The 16,479-nt window shown below is 60.2% G+C and carries 16 protein-coding genes; 13 read left to right on the top strand and 3 right to left on the bottom strand.

The genetic code is table 11. From position 1 onward, the window contains the following. Positions 1-56 precede the first annotated feature (56 nt). Entirely contained in the window at positions 57-875 is an 819-nt protein-coding gene (gene fabI, locus AC1DF8_RS23795; RefSeq protein WP_112542943.1) for an enoyl-ACP reductase FabI, read from the top strand. Between the two features lie 32 nt (positions 876-907). Then, positions 908-1,498, top strand: coding sequence for a histidine phosphatase family protein (locus tag AC1DF8_RS23790; RefSeq protein ID WP_478155308.1), 591 nt, complete (start codon positions 908-910; stop codon positions 1,496-1,498). 16 nt (positions 1,499-1,514) lie between these two features. Here AC1DF8_RS23790 and AC1DF8_RS23785 read toward each other — a convergent pair whose 3' ends face one another. Beyond that, a complete protein-coding gene (locus AC1DF8_RS23785; RefSeq protein ID WP_112542941.1) occupies positions 1,515-1,775 on the bottom strand; it encodes a DUF1344 domain-containing protein in 261 nt (86 codons plus the stop codon). Between the two features lie 246 nt (positions 1,776-2,021). Between AC1DF8_RS23785 and AC1DF8_RS23780 the strand changes: the two genes are divergently transcribed. The 3 genes from AC1DF8_RS23780 (at position 2,022) to ribB (ending at position 7,586) form a co-directional block, all read left to right on the top strand. Next, positions 2,022-5,195, top strand: a complete 3,174-nt coding sequence (locus tag AC1DF8_RS23780) for a bifunctional diguanylate cyclase/phosphodiesterase (protein ID WP_478155307.1) — start codon at positions 2,022-2,024, stop codon at positions 5,193-5,195. 179 nt (positions 5,196-5,374) lie between these two features. Beyond that, positions 5,375-6,472, top strand: a complete 1,098-nt coding sequence (gene aroC, locus AC1DF8_RS23775; protein WP_112971077.1) for a chorismate synthase — start codon at positions 5,375-5,377, stop codon at positions 6,470-6,472. A gap of 10 nt (positions 6,473-6,482) precedes the next feature. Next, a complete protein-coding gene (gene ribB / locus AC1DF8_RS23770; protein ID WP_112971078.1) occupies positions 6,483-7,586 on the top strand; it encodes a 3,4-dihydroxy-2-butanone-4-phosphate synthase in 1,104 nt (367 codons plus the stop codon). A gap of 33 nt (positions 7,587-7,619) precedes the next feature. Here the strand turns inward: ribB and AC1DF8_RS23765 are convergent, their stop codons facing one another. Then, positions 7,620-8,810 (bottom strand): winged helix-turn-helix domain-containing protein, encoded by a 1,191-nt coding sequence (locus tag AC1DF8_RS23765; RefSeq protein WP_478155306.1) that lies wholly within the window; start codon positions 8,808-8,810, stop codon positions 7,620-7,622. Positions 8,811-8,935: 125 nt separating this feature from the next. On the opposite strand from AC1DF8_RS23765, the gene AC1DF8_RS23760 reads away from it, so the two are divergent. The 3 genes from AC1DF8_RS23760 to AC1DF8_RS23750 are packed head-to-tail and all read left to right on the top strand — an operon-like array spanning position 8,936 to position 10,805. Beyond that, a complete protein-coding gene (locus AC1DF8_RS23760; protein ID WP_112542936.1) occupies positions 8,936-9,610 on the top strand; it encodes an energy-coupling factor ABC transporter ATP-binding protein in 675 nt (224 codons plus the stop codon). Further along, positions 9,610-10,218 carry an energy-coupling factor transporter transmembrane component T family protein gene (locus tag AC1DF8_RS23755; protein WP_478155305.1) on the top strand — a complete coding sequence of 203 codons (609 nt, stop codon included), beginning with the start codon at positions 9,610-9,612 and terminating at the stop codon, positions 10,216-10,218. The genes AC1DF8_RS23760 and AC1DF8_RS23755 overlap by 1 nt, the downstream gene beginning before the upstream one ends. A gap of 23 nt (positions 10,219-10,241) precedes the next feature. Next, positions 10,242-10,805 (top strand): biotin transporter BioY, encoded by a 564-nt coding sequence (locus AC1DF8_RS23750; protein WP_112542934.1) that lies wholly within the window; start codon positions 10,242-10,244, stop codon positions 10,803-10,805. Here AC1DF8_RS23750 and AC1DF8_RS23745 read toward each other — a convergent pair. Further along, complete coding sequence (locus tag AC1DF8_RS23745) at positions 10,802-11,203, bottom strand: hotdog domain-containing protein (RefSeq protein ID WP_113116295.1); 402 nt, start codon at positions 11,201-11,203, stop codon at positions 10,802-10,804. The two genes, AC1DF8_RS23750 and AC1DF8_RS23745, sit on opposite strands and share 4 nt — an antisense overlap. A 186-nt stretch (positions 11,204-11,389) precedes the next feature. On the opposite strand from AC1DF8_RS23745, the gene AC1DF8_RS23740 reads away from it, so the two are divergent. The 5 genes from AC1DF8_RS23740 (at position 11,390) to dxs (ending at position 16,469) form a co-directional block, all read left to right on the top strand. Further along, entirely contained in the window at positions 11,390-12,325 is a 936-nt protein-coding gene (locus AC1DF8_RS23740) for a histone deacetylase family protein (protein ID WP_112542932.1), read from the top strand. A gap of 2 nt (positions 12,326-12,327) precedes the next feature. Beyond that, a complete protein-coding gene (locus AC1DF8_RS23735; RefSeq protein WP_003545921.1) occupies positions 12,328-12,579 on the top strand; it encodes an exodeoxyribonuclease VII small subunit in 252 nt (83 codons plus the stop codon). An 89-nt stretch (positions 12,580-12,668) separates the two neighbouring features. Further along, positions 12,669-13,436, top strand: a complete 768-nt coding sequence (locus AC1DF8_RS23730) for an SDR family NAD(P)-dependent oxidoreductase (protein WP_478155304.1) — start codon at positions 12,669-12,671, stop codon at positions 13,434-13,436. A gap of 90 nt (positions 13,437-13,526) precedes the next feature. Then, complete coding sequence (locus tag AC1DF8_RS23725; RefSeq protein WP_113145799.1) at positions 13,527-14,450, top strand: pirin family protein; 924 nt, start codon at positions 13,527-13,529, stop codon at positions 14,448-14,450. Between the two features lie 102 nt (positions 14,451-14,552). Next, positions 14,553-16,469, top strand: coding sequence for a 1-deoxy-D-xylulose-5-phosphate synthase (gene dxs / locus AC1DF8_RS23720; RefSeq protein ID WP_112971084.1), 1,917 nt, complete (start codon positions 14,553-14,555; stop codon positions 16,467-16,469). Positions 16,470-16,479: the final 10 nt, after the last annotated feature.

Raw genomic sequence — 16,479 nt, 5'->3', positions numbered from 1 at the left:
CCGATTAACGGCCTATGCCATAGGCAGGATCATCAGAATTCCTAGGGAAGCGAAATATGGCTCAAGCATCCGGCCTCATGGCAGGCAAACGCGGCGTCATCATGGGTGTCGCCAACAATCGTTCGATTGCGTGGGGTATTGCCAAGGCCATTCATGCGCAGGGCGGAGAAGTTGCATTCACCTATCAGGGCGATGCCCTGAAGAAGCGCGTGGAGCCCCTGGCTGCCGAAATCGGCGCCGTCATGGTCGGCCATTGCGACGTCAGCGACGAATCGACGATCGATGCCGTTTTCGAAAACGTCGAGAAGCTGTGGGGCAAGATCGATTTCATCGTGCATGCGATCGGTTTCTCCGACAAGGACGAGCTGACCGGCCGTTACGTCGATACGACGCCTGACAATTTCACCAAGACCATGCAGATCTCCGTCTACTCCTTCACGTCGGTCGCGCGCCGCGCCGAGAAGCTGATGACGGAAGGCGGTTCGATGCTCACCCTCACCTATTACGGTGCTGAGAAGGTGATGCCGAACTACAACGTCATGGGCGTTGCCAAGGCGGCACTCGAAGCGAGCGTCAAATATCTCGCCGTCGACCTCGGACCGAAGAACATCCGCGTCAACGCCGTTTCGGCAGGCCCGATCAAGACGCTTGCGGCCTCCGGCATCGGCGATTTCCGCTACATCCTCAAGTGGAACGAGTATAACGCGCCGCTGCGTCGTACCGTGACCATCGAGGAAGTGGGCGATGTCGGCCTGTACCTGCTCTCGGACCTGTCGCGTTCCGTGACGGGTGAAGTGCATCACGCCGACAGCGGCTATCATGTCATCGGCATGAAGGCTGTGGACGCGCCTGATATTTCCGTCATCAAGGACTGAGCGTCCTTACCTGCAAAGCGGAGCCGATCCCCGTGCTTATCTATGTGATCAGACACGGCCAGACCGACTGGAATGCGGAACGCCGCCTGCAGGGCCAGAAGGATATTCCGATCAATGCGATCGGCCGCGAACAGGCAAGACAGAACGGGATCGCCCTTGCGGCGGTCCTGAAGGGCGAGGATACGGAATTCGATTTCGTCGCAAGCCCGCTCGGGCGCACGCGCGAGACCATGGAGATCATGCGATCAGCCATGAGGCTTCCGCCCAAGGACTATCGAACCGACGAACGCCTGGTCGAAGTCTCCTTTGGCGACTGGGAAGGCTATACGATAAAGCAGCTCAGGGTCTCTCAGGCCGAGCGAGTGACGGAACGCAACATCAACAAGTGGGATTTCATTCCGCCGGGCGAGGATGCGGAAAGCTACGAGATCATGTCGTGGCGAACAGGCGCATGGCTGAATTCAGTCGACCGGCCAACCGTTTGCGTCACCCATGGCGGCGTCATCAGAAGCCTGTTCAAGCTAATCTCCAACCTTCCCAAGGATGTCGCGTCCGAAGGCGAAATCCCGCAGGACCGGATTTTGAAGATCGAGACGTCGCGAGGCCAGATCGGCTGGATCTGATCCTGCAGATCCTTGCCTACTTGACGATGTCGAGATCGTTGATGACGCGCTTGCCGTCGACTTCCGTATAGAAGATCACAACCTTGACGCCGGCCTTCAGGCCTTCGAAATCGAATTCCTCGGGCGCCTGATAGGTCTTGCCGTCATCCAGCGTCAGGACGAGATTGGTAGTGTCGACCTTCTTGATCGTCGCCTCGACATCGGCACTCTCGGCAAAACTGCTCATGGGCGAAAGAAAATTTGCCGTCGCCAGAAGCGTAGCAATAACGAAACGCATGTCGGCAATCCCCTTTAAGCGCTGCCATGGATATCGAGTGGCCACAGATAAACTCCTGAATATGGCGAAAATTGCCCGGAAGAATGGCTTTCGGCGCCCAATTGATGAATAGGATTTTACCGATAATCAAGAGGCCTGTTTAACCGTCTTTTTCTCTCTGTTTACGTGATTTAGCGGCCGCGAATGCGCGCAATCGTAAATTAACCCCTGCCCCCTAAAGTCGGCGCGAATGTAGGGGTGTGTGATTTGCAATTCCGGCTGAGCAACGGCAACCAGCTGCGGCGTGTTCTGAAGAATACGCGCGTCTCTCTGCTGGTTTCCGCCATCGTGGCCATCGTCGTTATTGCCGTCGGCTTTGCACTCGACCGCGCGAATACTGCTGCCTATCTGCGCGAGCTGCACATCCGTACTGAAAACGAGACCAACCTGATCCGTGCCCGCGTGATGGCGCAGATCAATATGGATATTACCGCCGTCCGCGACCTTTCCAACCTGATCTCGCTCAGCACGCAGACGAACGAGGCGGAGATGGAGCGGCAGATCAACTGGCTGCTGATCCAGAACCCGCATTTCATCAATATTGCGCTCGCGCCTGATTTCATCGTCAAATCGGTCTATCCGGCGCAATCCGACAAGGACCGAATCGGCAAGGATGTGCGCGAGCGGCTGATGGAGCGCATGTCGATCAGCCGCAATGCCGGCGACCAGTCCGCACGCTTCTACGGCCCCTTCAAGACGACGGATGCAGAAAACGCCTTCGCGATCTTCTTTCCGGTTTTCGTCAAACAGAACGGCCAGCGCCGCATCTGGGGCGCGGTCGAGGTGGTCATAGACCAAAACATGTTCTACGAGTCGACCGGCCTGATGCCAGCGCGCAACAGCGAAAATCAGGAGCGCTATCCGCATCTCGACCATCTGTCGATCGCGGTGCGCGACATCGGCATTCCGAATGAGACGGCCGCGCCCTTCTTCGGCCCCGCCAATATTTACGAAAAGGACCCGCTCCGCCGCAAGATGAGCTTCGCGGGCGGGCGATGGGAACTGGCGGCAGTGCCGAACGACGGCTGGCACGCGGTTCCCGGCAATCGGCATGAACTGCGATTGATCATCGTCGCCGCGGGCTGCGTGATCATCATCCCGATCTTCTTCGCGACCCTGCTGCTTGGCGAACGCAACCGCAACATCACGCAGCTCGAGGCCCGCGAAGCCAAACTTCTCGAACTGTCGCAGCGCCTTAACCTGGCGCTGGAATCTTCGCGCATCGGCATATGGGAGTTGCAGGAGAACGCCACCAACCTTTCCTGGGACGCACGTGCATCCACCCTTCACGGCCTCAAGTCGATCGAAGGCAGCCGGCCGCTGGAAGTGTGGCTTTCGACGATCGTGCCCGAAGACCGCGAAATCGCCGAGGTTCATTTCTTCGGCTGCAGCATCGCGGGAGAAGCCTGCACCGCGCAGTACAGGGTAATGCGGGAAGACGGCCGGATCCGCCACCTGCGCTCCATCGGCGCCTTCTATACGGATGCCGGTGGCACGGGAAAAACAATCGGCATCGTCTGGGATGTGACAGCCGATGCGGAAGTCACCAACACGCTTCGCCTTGCCAAGGAAACGAGCGAGCTCAAGAATGCCGAGCTGGAACTCGCGCTGGAAGAACTTTCGAGCCGCGAGGCGGAGCTTTCCGAACTCTCCGGCAAGCTCGACCTCGCGCTCGATTCCTATCAATGCGGCATCTGGGAAGCCATTCTCGGCAAGCGCGGCTCGATCTGGGACGAGCGTATGCACGAGCTCTACGGATTGAAGCAGAGCAATGCCTTCGTGACCGAAGATGCCTGGCTCTCCTGCATCCACCCCGATGATCGCGGACTGGCGCTCGAAAGCGCCCGCCATTTCAAGCAGGTCGGAGACACCCATACGCTCGTCTGCCGCGTGCCGGATGAAAATGGCGGCCTGCGCTACGTGCGTTCCGTCGGCAAGGTGCATCGTACGCCGGCCGGCGAGATGAAGATCATCGGCATCGCCTTCGATTCGACCGAGGATGCGTTGATGACGCTGCGCCTCAAGGCGGCGAAGGATGAGGCGATCACCAAAAACATCGAGCTGGAACTCGCCAAGAACAGGATCGAGCACAACTCCCTGCACGATCCGCTGACCTCGCTCGCCAATCGCCGCAAGCTTGATATCGCGCTGGAAAACCTGACGGATGCCGGCCGCGGCGAGCGGCAGAAATTTGCGATCCTGCATATCGACCTCGACCGCTTCAAGGAAATCAACGACACGCTTGGGCATGCCGCAGGCGACGCGATGCTGGTGCATGCCTCACGCGTACTTTCAAGAAGCCTGCGCGACAGCGATGTCGTTGCGCGTATCGGCGGCGATGAGTTCGTCATCCTCTCCTTCGACGTGGGCGATAAGGAGATGGCGGAGCTTGCCGGCCGCGTCATCGAGGAAATGCGCCAGCCGATCGATTTCCAGGGCTTTCCCTGCCGCTGTGGCGTATCGATCGGCATTGCGCTGGCGAACGGCATCCATGTCGACGCCCGCAAGGTCCTGATCAATGCCGATATCGCGCTCTACCGGGCCAAGAGCCTCGGCCGCAATCGCTTCGAATTTTTCAACCACAATCTGCAGGCCGACATCATCAACAATAAACGCACGGCTGATGAAATCCTCGCCGGGATCGACAACGGCGAGTTCACCGCCTGGTACCAGCCGCAGTTCAGCGCCCGTACGATGAAGCTGACCGGTGTCGAGGCGCTGGTGCGCTGGCGCCATCCCTCCAGGGGCTTGCTCACGCCGGACAAGTTCCTGCGCATTGCCGACGAGATCAATGTCGTCCAGACGCTCGACCGCATCGTCCTGGAGACCGCGCTGCGCGACAAGATGCGCTGGGCGGCACAGGGCATCTTCATACCGAAAATCTCCGTCAACGTTTCGGCACGGCGCCTGCATGACGGCAGCCTTCTGGAATCGCTCGGAGGCCTGCAGATCCGTCCAGGCGAAATTTCCTTCGAGCTGGTGGAATCCATTTTCCTCGATGAAAGCGARGACGTGGTTTCGCATAATCTCGAACGGATCAAGGCACTCGGCATCGATATCGAAATCGACGATTTCGGTACCGGTCATACGTCGATCGTGTCGCTGCTCAAGCTCAAGCCGAAACGGCTGAAGATCGACCGGCAGCTCGTAAAGCCGATCGTCGCCTCCTCGCAGGAGCGCGCGCTCGTCAGTTCCATCATCGAAATCGCCCGCTCGCTCGGCGTGGAGACAGTGGCCGAGGGCGTCGAGACGCTCGCCCACGCAGAATTGCTGCGCGATCTCGGCTGCGATCTCCTGCAGGGTTACGCCTTCGCACGCCCTCTCTCCTTCGATGATTTCGCCATCGAGGCGCGCGGCACGGCCTGGCTGCTGGCATCCTAGAGCGCTGTGCATCCATTCGGACGCACGAAGGCAAACTTCCGAAATACCATTTCCACGATCGCACCATCAGGCGCAAAGAAAGGCTTTTGCCTGAACGGTTTTTTGGCCTATGAGTGTCGCGCCTTTTTGAGTAATGGCGCGGCCGGTGACGACTGGCTCCGCGCATCCGGCGGGAACACATGTCGCACAATACATTCGGTCATCTCTTCCGTGTAACCACCTGGGGCGAAAGCCACGGGCCGGCGCTCGGCGCCGTCGTCGACGGCTGCCCTCCGGGACTGCGCTTCAAGCTGGAGGACCTGCAGGTCTGGCTCGACAAGCGCAAGCCCGGCCAGAGCCGTTTCGTCACCCAGCGGCGCGAAGACGACCTGGTAAAGGTTCTCTCGGGCGTGATGATGGATGCCGACGGCGAGACGATGATTACGACCGGCACGCCGATCTCCATGCTGATCGAAAATACCGACCAGCGCTCCAAGGATTACGGCGAGATCGCCCGGCAGTATCGCCCCGGCCACGCCGACTATACCTATGATACGAAATACGGCATCCGCGATTATCGTGGCGGCGGCCGGTCCTCTGCCCGCGAGACCGCTGCCCGCGTTGCGGCAGGCGGCATTGCCCGGCTCGTCGTGCCCGGTGTCACCATCCGTGGCGCGCTGGTGCAGATCGGCAAGCACAAGATCAACCGCGCCAACTGGGACTGGGATCAGGTCGGGCAGAACCCGTTCTTCTCTCCCGATGCCGAGATCGTGCCCGTCTGGGAAGAGTATCTCGACGGCATCCGCAAGGCCGGCTCTTCGATCGGCGCCGTCGTCGAGGTGATTGCCGAAGGCGTGCCGGCCGGCCTCGGCGCACCGATCTACAGCAAGCTCGACCAGGATATCGCTTCGCTGCTGATGTCGATCAATGCCGTGAAGGGCGTAGAAATCGGCAACGGTTTTGCTGCCGCCGAAACGAGTGGCGAGGACAATGCCGATGAGATGCGTATGGGCAATGACGGCAAGCCGATTTTCCTGTCCAACAATGCCGGCGGCATTCTCGGTGGCATTTCGACCGGCCAGCCGGTTATTGCCCGCTTCGCCGTCAAGCCGACGTCATCCATTCTCACCGAACGGCAGTCGATCGATGCAGACGGCAAGAATGTCGATATCCGCACCAAGGGCCGTCATGACCCCTGCGTCGGCATCCGTGCCGTGCCGATCGGCGAGGCGATGATCGCCTGCGCCATTGCCGACCACTATCTTCGCGACCGCGGCCAGACCGGCCGGCTGAAATAGGACTTGTCCCATGCCTTATGACCAGAAGCGTGTTGTCGATGCTATCAGGGCTTTCGAAGCCGGCGAGATCGTCGTCGTCATGGATGACAATGATCGTGAAAACGAGGGCGACCTGATCGTCGCTGCCGTGCACGCGACGCCGGAAAAGATGGCTTTCATCGTGCGCCACACGTCGGGCATCGTCTGCGCGCCGATGCCGAAGGAAGAGGCCAAGCGACTGAACCTCAACGCGATGGTGGCGGAAAACGATTCTGCCCACACCACCGCCTTCACCGTTTCCGTCGACTTCAAGCACGGCACGACGACGGGCATTTCCGCCGACGACCGCACGCTGACAGTACGCAACCTTGCCAACCCGAATGTCGGCGCGTCGGACTTCGTCCGGCCGGGCCATATTTTCCCGCTGGTCTCCCGCGAAGGCGGCGTGCTGATGCGCTCCGGCCATACGGAAGCGGCAGTCGATCTCTGCAAGCTTGCCGGCCTGCCGCCGATCGGCGTCATCTCCGAACTCGTCAATGACGACGGCACGGTGACGCGCGGCCCGCAGGTCGTGGATTTCGCCGAGCAACACGGGCTGAAGCTTCTGTCGGTCGCCGACCTCATCGCCTATCGCCAGCGCAAGGAAACACTGATCGAGCTCGGCTCGAGCTTCGATATCGAAACACCGTTCGGCAAGGCCAAGGCGCATACCTATTCGCTACCCTGGGATCCGATGCAGCATCTTGCCGTCGTCTTCGGCGATATCAGGGATGGCGTCGATATTCCGGTGCGTCTGCATCCGGAAAACGTCGCCGACGACCTGTTCGGCAAGCGCAAACCGGTCGACTTCTACATGCAGAAGATCGCCGAACAGGGCCGTGGCGTCATCGTCTACCTACGTGAAGGCTCCGTCGGCGTCGGCCATTACGACAATGGCCGCAAGGCCCGCAATCAGGGCCGCGAGGCCCATGTCGAGGCACAGACACGCGATAGCGAATGGCTTGAAATCGGCCTCGGCGCACAGATTCTGAAGGATCTTGGCGTCAGCTCCATCAAGCTTCTGACCAGCCGCGAGCGGCACTATGTCGGCCTGGAAGGTTTCGGCATCAAGATTTCCACCACCGAGATCTGCTGACCGGCGATCCCTTCTGCTCTCAAGGAGAAGGGATCATCCTTTCCAGCCGTCCAGATAGACGACTTTCTCCACGCCGGCGAAACGCGCCAGACGCTCCAGTTCTGCCTCGAGCTTTTCGAGCCGCCCGGCGGATGCCTTGACACGCGGTTCCAGCCATAGCCTTTTGACGTCCAGCGTGCCGTTCTTGCGGTCTGCCTTCATGTCGATACGGCCGATGAGCCTGTCGCCTTCCAGGAGCGGAAACACGTAGTAGCCATATTCGCGCTTCGGCTCCGGGACGAAGATTTCGATGCGGTAGAAGAAACCGAACAGTCGCTCTGTCCGGTTTCTGTCCCGGATCATCGGGTCAAACGGGCTGAGCACCCGGATCCGTGGCGGCGCTTCCGGATAGTCATCGAGCGTGCCAAGGAAATCGGCTGAAGCCCAGGAGGAACGTGGCTTGCCGCCAAGGGCCGGTTCAATCAGCACCTCGATCAATTCATCCCGATGATCAGCCACCCATGCCTTCGCCTCATCCGGCGAGAGCAGATCCCAGAAGGCTGCGATTTCGCCGTGCGTGGCAAAGCCGAGACGGGCAAGCGCGCTGCGACAAGCCCAGTCGACGAACTCCTCGCGGCTTACCACCGGTTCGTGGAATTCGGCAGGGATGACGCGTTCGGCGAGATCATAGATCTTCTGGAAATTGGAGCGGCCGGCGATCGCGAATTTGCCGGTGCGCCAGAAATATTCGAGCGCCGTCTTGTTCGGGTGCCAGTTCCACCAGCCGCCGGAAACATGCCCGTCCGCCTTCATGTCGCGCGCCAGGATCGCGCCGTTCTTTGCCACCCGTTCAAAGGTCTCCTCGAAGGAGGCTTCGAAGCCTTCGCCACGCCATTTGCGCCAGCGCTCGATGATTGCCTTCTCCTCGTCGAGGAACTTGTGCTTCCAATATTTGAAGAAGGCGCTGGGCAGGATGGAGGCATCGTGCGTCCAGTGCTCGAAGAGCGAGCCATCCTTCTCCAACAGCGCGGTCAAGTGTTCGCGCCGGTAGGTCTGGTTGCGGGAAAAGAGAATCTGGTGATGGGCGCGCTCCACCGTCTGGATGCTGTCCACCTGCACGAAGCCGAGATCATGAATGAGGTCCAGCAGGCCGGCCTTGGTCAACGCGCGGTTCGGAGGCGCGCTCAGACCTTGCTTGGCGAGAAAGATACGGCGGGCATCGGAATTGGAGAGCAGATTCGTCATCCAGCCATCATAGCGCGGAAAATCTTCCTAGCCACCCGATACGATATTCCAGCCGATTTGATTTTGATCCTTTATCGGGTCATCAGCGCTCTATAAAAGCGGGAATTCAAACACGGGGACCAGAATTGAATATTCGTTTCGAGAGCGCAGGCGCCAGTTTCGGAGCAAGGGTAGCGGTCGAGCCGCTGACGCTGTCTCTCACCGAAAATCGCCTCGGCGTCATCGGGCTCAATGGCTCCGGCAAGACCACTTTCGCGCGGATGGTCAATGGGCTCATGAAACCCACCACGGGCAAGGTCATCGTCAATGGACGGGATACGCGTGACGAGAAGACGGCGCTTGCCGAAGTCGGCTTCATCTTCCAGTCGCCGCAGAACCAGATCATCCTGCCGATCGTCAGGGACGACATCGCTTTCGGACTGAAAGGCCGAGGCCTGACAAAGGCGGAGATCGAGAAAAAGGTCGAGCTGGTGCTCGCCCGGTTCAACGCCGAGGAACTGGCTCCTCGCCGGGCGCATGAGCTTTCGGGCGGCGAGCTGCAGATTGCGGCGCTTTGCTCGGTGCTGGCCACCGGTCCCGATATCCTTATCCTCGACGAGCCTACCAACCAGCTCGACCTGCGCAACCGCGCTCTGGTGCAGAAGACCATCGACGGGCTCGAAGAAAATGTCGTCGTCATCACCCATGATCTTGAATTGATTTCAGGTTTCGAGCGGGTGCTGCTGTTCCACGAAGGCAAGCTGGCCGCTGATGCGCCGGCAGCAGAAGCGATCGCCCACTACAGGGAGCTTGCGGCCTGATGCAGTCACTTTATCTCGAAGGCAACAGCGCCCTGCACCGGCTTTCGCCTCGCGCAAAGATCTTTTCGCTCTTCCTGCTCGGCTTAGTGCTGTTCATCAGCAACAATATTCCGCTGCTCGCAGTCGTCATGCTGCTGACCGTGCTCGCCTATCGCAGCGTCGGCATGCCGAAGAAGGAATCAGCCGCTCGGCTGAAACCGATCTTCCTGACAATCGCGTTCGTGTCGCTCGTCACCTTTATTGTTAATCCGTGGCATCAAGCTTTGGCAACGTTGCTACGGCTGACTGCGCTGATGCTGTTTGCCGCCGCCGTGACGGCCACAACGACGATCGCCCAGTTCATGGACGAGATAACGACGCTTGTGCGGCCACTGGAACGCATCGGCTGGGTGAAGGCCACTGATGTTGGTTTGGCGGTCGGTCTCGTGCTGCGTTTCGTGCCCGAGATCATTGCCCGTTACCATGCGATCAGCGAGGCACATGCGGCTCGCGGGCTGAAAGTACGACCGACGACGATCCTTACCCCGCTCATCATTTTAACGCTGAGGGATGCGGATAATGTTGCTGCGGCAATTGACGCACGCGGCATTCGACGGCATGTCAGTTAACGTTTTGTGAATTGGAGATCACGATGAGCACGCGCGACCTCGTTCTTACCGCTCTTTTCGCCGCGATCATCGTGGCCCTCGGCCTGTTGCCGCCTATTTATGTCGGTATTGTCGCAGTTCCGATTACGGCACAATCGCTCGGCGTGATGATGGCAGGCGTCGTCCTTGGCGCAAAACGTGGCTCTATTGCAGTGCTTATTGTAATTGCGCTTGTCGCAATGAATCTACCGGTGCTTTCGGGCGGCCGCGGCGGAATGACGGCCCTTGTCGCCCCTACCTCAGGTTTCCTGTATGGCTGGGTGTTCGCTGCTTTTGTTACAGGCTTCCTCAGCGAGCGGCTGGTCAACGCCGGACAGTCAGGCCTCGTGCAGACGGTGAGCTTTTTCCTTGCTGCCGTCATCGGCGGCATCTTCGTGCTCTATCCATTTGGCATTGTCTTTGCGGCTATCGTGGCCGATGTCACCTTGCAGAAGGCCTTCCTCGGCAGCCTTTTCTACGTCCCTGGGGACGTCCTCAAGGCCTTCGTAGCGGCCCTTGTTGGCCGGGCTGTTATGGTCGGCTATCCGTTGCTGCCGGTTCGCGCCTAATCCAGGAAGCCATAGAGCCAGTCGCGCGTCTCTTCGGGGAGCGTGACCGGCTCGCCGTCCTCACGGCTGCGTGCCTGCCAGGTGATCTCAACTTCGGCGGCACGCTCGTCTTCGATCTCGGCAGCGATAAGGAAGCCGATGGAACGGACGCCGATCTTATCGACGCCGGCAGTGAAGGTTACCGTCTCGTGATAGTGCAGTGGCCGGTGAAGGATGCAGGACACCTTGGCAGCAGTGTAAACAGGCTCGTCTTCTACGCCGGGTCTCAATGACCAGAAACCTGCAAGTACGGATTCCGCATAGGAAATATAGGAGGCCAGAAACATCTGGCCGTTCATATCGACATCGCGAAACGGCACACGCAATTCCACCATGTCCGGGCGGTTCGTCTTACTCATTTACTGGTCTGCCTTGCAGGTTATCACTGTGACCCTAGCACGGGGTCCGGCGATGTAAACGAAACAATTAAAATAGCGTAAACGCCGGCACATGGCTCTTAACTGCGGCTATGCGGCTTGTTGAAATCGGCAGGCAGTGCCCCATCTCGTGTGGATCATGACATATACGACCGATAGAGTGCCGACATGAGCACCCGTCTTTACGAACATCCCATCTTTCTCGAGCACGTGACGCCGTCTGGCCATCCCGAGCGCTCCGACCGTATCCGTGCGCTGAATGTGGCGCTGGAGCATCCGAACTTCGAGCGGCTGGACCGCAAGCAAGCCCCTCAGGCAAACGAGGATGCGGTGCTGCTTGCCCATCCGGAAGAGCATCTGATCGCCGTCATGCGGCAGATCCCGGAAGAAGAAGACAAGATCAACCAGCTCGAAGCCGATACCTATGCCAGCCAGAAGAGCCTGCAGGCGGCGCTGACCGGCATCGGCGGGGCGATGGCCGCCGTCGACGACGTGTTCCGCGGCAAGGCGGACAATGTGTTCGTTGCCGCCCGCCCGCCGGGACATCACGCCGAGAAGATGACCGCCATGGGCTTCTGCTTCTTCAACAATGCGGCGATTGCCGCCCGCCATGCGCAGAAGGCGCATGGCGCAGAACGTGTGGCCATCGTCGATTGGGACGTGCACCATGGGAACGGCACGCAGGATATTTTCTGGGACGATCCTTCCGTGCTTTTCTGCTCCACCCACCAGATGCCACTCTATCCCGGCACGGGGGCAAAGGACGAGAACGGCGCGCATGGCACCATCGTCAATGCGCCGCTTTCGCCCAATGTCGGCAGCGATCATTTTCGCGAGGCCTTCAAGTCGCGCGTGCTTCCGGCGCTTACCGATTTCCGGCCCGACCTCATCATCATCTCTGCCGGGTTCGACGCGCATCACCGCGATCCACTGGCGCAGATAAACCTGACAGGCGAGGATTTCGACTGGGCAACAGGCCGGCTTCTCGAAGTTGCCGACCGTAGTGCCAATAACCGGGTCGTCAGCCTGCTCGAAGGCGGGTATGATCTTGAAGGACTCGCCGAATCGGCGGGCATGCATATTCTGAGAATGATGAAGGGTTGAGAATGACTGACAGCGCCAAGCCGGAGGTTTCCGGCCTTTCCTTCGAAAAGGCGGTTGCCGAACTCGAAAGCATCGTTGCGCGCCTCGAACGCGGCGACGTGGCGCTGGATGAATCCATCGAGATCTACGAGCGCGGCGAAGCCCTGAAGAAGCATTGCGAGACGCTGCTTTCGGCCGCCGAAAACCGCATCGAGAAGATCCGCCTCGACCGCGCCGGAAAACCGCAGGGCGTGGAACCGCTCGACGGCGCCTGAGACGCGTACCGAAACTCCCTTTCAAGACACTTGGCGACCGGCTTCTGACCGATCTATGATCCCTCGATAGATATCAAGGGAACAGCAAGATGACGGACAGATTGAAGGGCAAGGTCGCCATTATCTCGGGTGGCGCGACCGGCATGGGCGGCGCTGCCTCGAAGCTCTTTGCGGCTGAGGGCGCGCGCGTCGCCATCATCGATCGCAATGGCGAGGCGGCAGCGAAAACCGTCGATGAAATCCGCACTGCGGGTGGCGAAGCCGATTACTGGACGGCCGACGTCTCCGAAGAGGCAGCCGTCAATGCCGCGGTCGCCGGCGTCGAGGAACGCTACGGGCCGGTGACCGTGCTTTTCAATCATGCCGGCACGATCGTCATCAAGCCGTTCCTGGAAACCACGCTGCAGGAATGGGATTGGCTGCACGCCGTCAACGTGCGCTCGATGTTTTTGATGACCAGGGCCGTACTGCCCAAAATGATCGAAGCCGGCGGCGGATCGATCGTCTGCACTTCCTCGATCTCGGCGGTTGCCGCCACGCCGATGGAAGTGCTCTACGATACGACGAAGGGCGCGGTGCATATGTTTGCGCGCGCCATCGCGGTCGAATTCCGGGACCGCAACATCCGCTGCAATGCCGTCTGCCCCGGCTTCATCCGCACACCACACGGCTTGCGCGAAGTGAAGGAATTGCAGGCGCATGGCGTCGAAGTTTCGGACGCAGCGATTGCCGCGCAGCAGGGCCGGATCGGCGAACCAGAGGATGTCGCCCGTGCGGCGCTCTATCTTGCCAGCGATGAATCGATCTTCGTCAATGGGGCGCATCTTTTCGTGGACAATGGCTTCACGGCGATCTGAGCGCTTCGCCGCTATCTGACAAACTGACCCTTTCGCCACAGACCGGCAGACGCTATCTGTGGCTCCAGGCCTTTGTGATCGGAGTGCGCCATGTCCTTCTTCCCCGGTAAAGATCCCCTCCCCGGCGATGCCTTCGCCTGCGATGCGATCGAAAACCTGATCATCCCGCGCACCAGCGATATCGGCGGCTTCCAGGTGCGTCGTGCCCTGCCGACGCGCCAGCGCCGGCTTGTCGGGCCATTCATTTTCTTCGATCGCATGGGACCGGCGATCCTGAAGCCGGACGAGGCGCTGGACGTGAAGCCGCATCCGCATATCGGGCTCTCAACCGTCACCTATCTCTTCGACGGGGAAATCCGCCATCTCGACAGCCTCGGAACGGAAAAGGTCATCCGACCCGGCGACATCAACCTGATGACGGCCGGTCGCGGCATCGTGCATTCGGAGCGCACGCCGGACAATCTGCGCGGCCATCCGCTCTCCATGTCCGGCCTGCAGACATGGCTGGCGCTGCCCGACGACAAGGAGGAGATCGATCCTTCCTTTGCCCATACCGAAAAGGGCGACATGCCTGTTATCGACGATGGAGGGGTGACCGGCCGTGTCGTCATCGGCTCGTTCGAAGGCCTGAAATCGCCGGTGAAGGTTTTCACCGATACGCTCTATGCGGATATCGCCCTGCAGCCGGGCGCGAAATTTCCCTTCGGCGCCGCCCATGAAGAACGCGCGGTCTATGTGCTCTCGGGCGAGGTCGTCATAGCCGGCGACCGGTTCGCCCCAGACCAGCTTCTCGTTTTCCGGCCAGGCGATGCGATCACGCTCGAAGCGGGCGTCGAGGGCTGTCATCTGATGCTGTTCGGCGGTGCTGCACTCAACTCGAAACGCTACATATGGTGGAATTTCGTATCTTCCTCGAAAGAGCGGATCGAGAAAGCCAAGGAGGAGTGGCGCACCGGCCGCTTCGATATCGTCCCCGGCGACGAAGAGGAATTCGTGCCTTTGCCGGAGGGCTGAAGTGCTCTAAGGTGAAAATCTTGCGGTTATGCAAATGTAGTTGTTTTGCCGCAATTCAATCGAATAAAGCAAAGCCGATCAGTCAAAGAAGAGCGCCCGCCCGTGACACAATCCCCGAAGACCCCGCTGCTCGATCAGGTCACCTATCCTGCCGACCTGCGCAAGCTCGAGGACCGCGACCTGCCGCAGCTGGCACGCGAAGTCAGGGACGAAATGATCGACGCCGTCTCCCGCACCGGCGGGCATCTCGGCGCAGGTCTTGGCGTGGTGGAGCTGACGATCGCGATCCATAACGTCTTCAATACGCCTGACGACCGGCTGATCTTCGATGTCGGCCACCAGTGTTATCCACACAAGATCCTGACGGGGCGCCGCGACCGGATCCGGACGCTGCGCCAGGAAAACGGCCTGTCCGGCTTCACCCGCCGGGCAGAAAGCGAATACGATCCCTTCGGTGCCGCACATTCCTCGACTTCGATTTCCGCCGGCCTCGGCATGGCGGTCGCCGCCGATATCGACAAGACGGACCGCCGTGTGATTGCCGTTATCGGTGACGGGGCGCTTTCGGCCGGCATGGCCTATGAGGCGCTCAACAATGCCGGCGCGCTCGATGCGCGACTGATCGTCATCCTCAATGACAACGATATGTCGATCGCCCCGCCAACGGGCGCAATGAGCGCTTATCTCGCCCGCCTTGCTTCCGGTCGCACCTATATGGGCTTCCGCGATTTCGGCAAGAAACTGACGGCCTATCTCGGCAAGAATATCGACCGCGCCATTACCCGCGCCGTCGAGCATGCCCGCGGTTACGTGACCGGCGGCACCATGTTCGAGGAGATGGGCTTCTATCATATCGGCCCGATCGACGGTCACTCCTTCGATCACCTTCTGCCCGTCCTGCGCAATGTCCGCGACAATGCGAATGGCCCGGTGCTGATCCATGTCGTGACCCAGAAGGGCAAGGGTTATGCCCCGGCGGAAGCTGCAGCCGACAAGTATCACGGCGTCAATAAGTTCGATGTCATCACCGGCACACAGGCGAAGGTAAAGCCGAATGCGCCGAGCTATACGAATGTCTTTGCCGAGACGCTGGTCCAGGAAGCTACGCTCGACGATCGCGTCGTCGGCATCACCGCCGCCATGCCAAGCGGCACGGGCCTCGACAAGTTTGCGGAGATTTTCCCGTCCCGCTGCTTCGATGTCGGCATTGCCGAGCAGCATGCCGTGACTTTCGCCGCCGGCCTTGCCGCCGAAGGTTTCAAGCCGTTTGCAGCGCTCTACTCCACCTTCCTGCAGCGCGCCTATGACCAAGTTGTGCATGATGTGGCGATCCAGGGTCTGCCAGTGCGCTTCCCGATCGACCGCGCCGGTTTCGTCGGCGCCGACGGACCGACGCATGCGGGTTCCTTCGACACGGCCTTCCTCGCCACCCTGCCCGGCTTCGTCGTCATGGCCGCCGCTGACGAGGCGGAACTGAAGCATATGGTGCGCACCGCCGTTGCCTATGATGCCGGCCCGATCTCGTTCCGCTATCCGCGCGGCGAAGGTGTTGGCGTCGACATGCCCGAGCGCGGCCAGATTCTCGAGATCGGCAAGGGCCGGATCGTCAAGGAAGGTACGAAGGTTGCGCTTCTTTCCTTCGGTACGCGGCTTGCCGACTGTCTGCTAGCGGCGGAAGACCTCGATGCCGCTGGTCTTTCGACGACGGTTGCCGATGCGCGTTTCGCAAAGCCGCTCGACCACGCCTTGATCCGCCAGCTTGCCCGCCACCACGAAATCCTCATCACCGTCGAAGAAGGCGCTGTCGGCGGCTTCGGCAGCCAGGTGATGCAGTTTATGGCGATGGACGGACTGCTCGACCGCGGCCTGAAGGTTCGCTCGCTCGTGATGCCCGATATCTGGATGGAGCAGGCAAAGCCGGAGGCGATGATCGCACATGCCGGCCTCGACCGCGCCGGCATCGTCTCGACGGTGTTCAATGCACTCGGACGCGGTGTTGCGGTCGGCGTGGCCGGTTAAGGCAGCACGC

Source organism: Rhizobium sp. 05N49 (genome assembly GCF_056396805.1).
This window is presented reverse-complemented; position numbering and strand designations above follow the sequence as displayed.

Bases quoted from the DNA above. Each gene is read 5' to 3' on its own strand.
- AC1DF8_RS23740 (WP_112542932.1), top strand. From the start codon at position 11,390: ATGAGCACCCGTCTTTACGAACATCCCATCTTTCTCGAGCACGTGACG.
- AC1DF8_RS23730 (WP_478155304.1), top strand. From the start codon at position 12,669: ATGACGGACAGATTGAAGGGCAAGGTCGCCATTATCTCGGGTGGCGCG.
- aroC (WP_112971077.1), top strand. From the start codon at position 5,375: ATGTCGCACAATACATTCGGTCATCTCTTCCGTGTAACCACCTGGGGC.
- AC1DF8_RS23725 (WP_113145799.1), top strand. From the start codon at position 13,527: ATGTCCTTCTTCCCCGGTAAAGATCCCCTCCCCGGCGATGCCTTCGCC.
- fabI (WP_112542943.1), top strand. From the start codon at position 57: ATGGCTCAAGCATCCGGCCTCATGGCAGGCAAACGCGGCGTCATCATG.
- AC1DF8_RS23750 (WP_112542934.1), top strand. From the start codon at position 10,242: ATGAGCACGCGCGACCTCGTTCTTACCGCTCTTTTCGCCGCGATCATC.
- ribB (WP_112971078.1), top strand. From the start codon at position 6,483: ATGCCTTATGACCAGAAGCGTGTTGTCGATGCTATCAGGGCTTTCGAA.
- AC1DF8_RS23735 (WP_003545921.1), top strand. From the start codon at position 12,328: ATGACTGACAGCGCCAAGCCGGAGGTTTCCGGCCTTTCCTTCGAAAAG.
- AC1DF8_RS23745 (WP_113116295.1), bottom strand. From the start codon at position 11,203: ATGAGTAAGACGAACCGCCCGGACATGGTGGAATTGCGTGTGCCGTTT.
- AC1DF8_RS23785 (WP_112542941.1), bottom strand. From the start codon at position 1,775: ATGCGTTTCGTTATTGCTACGCTTCTGGCGACGGCAAATTTTCTTTCG.
- AC1DF8_RS23755 (WP_478155305.1), top strand. From the start codon at position 9,610: ATGCAGTCACTTTATCTCGAAGGCAACAGCGCCCTGCACCGGCTTTCG.
- AC1DF8_RS23765 (WP_478155306.1), bottom strand. From the start codon at position 8,810: ATGACGAATCTGCTCTCCAATTCCGATGCCCGCCGTATCTTTCTCGCC.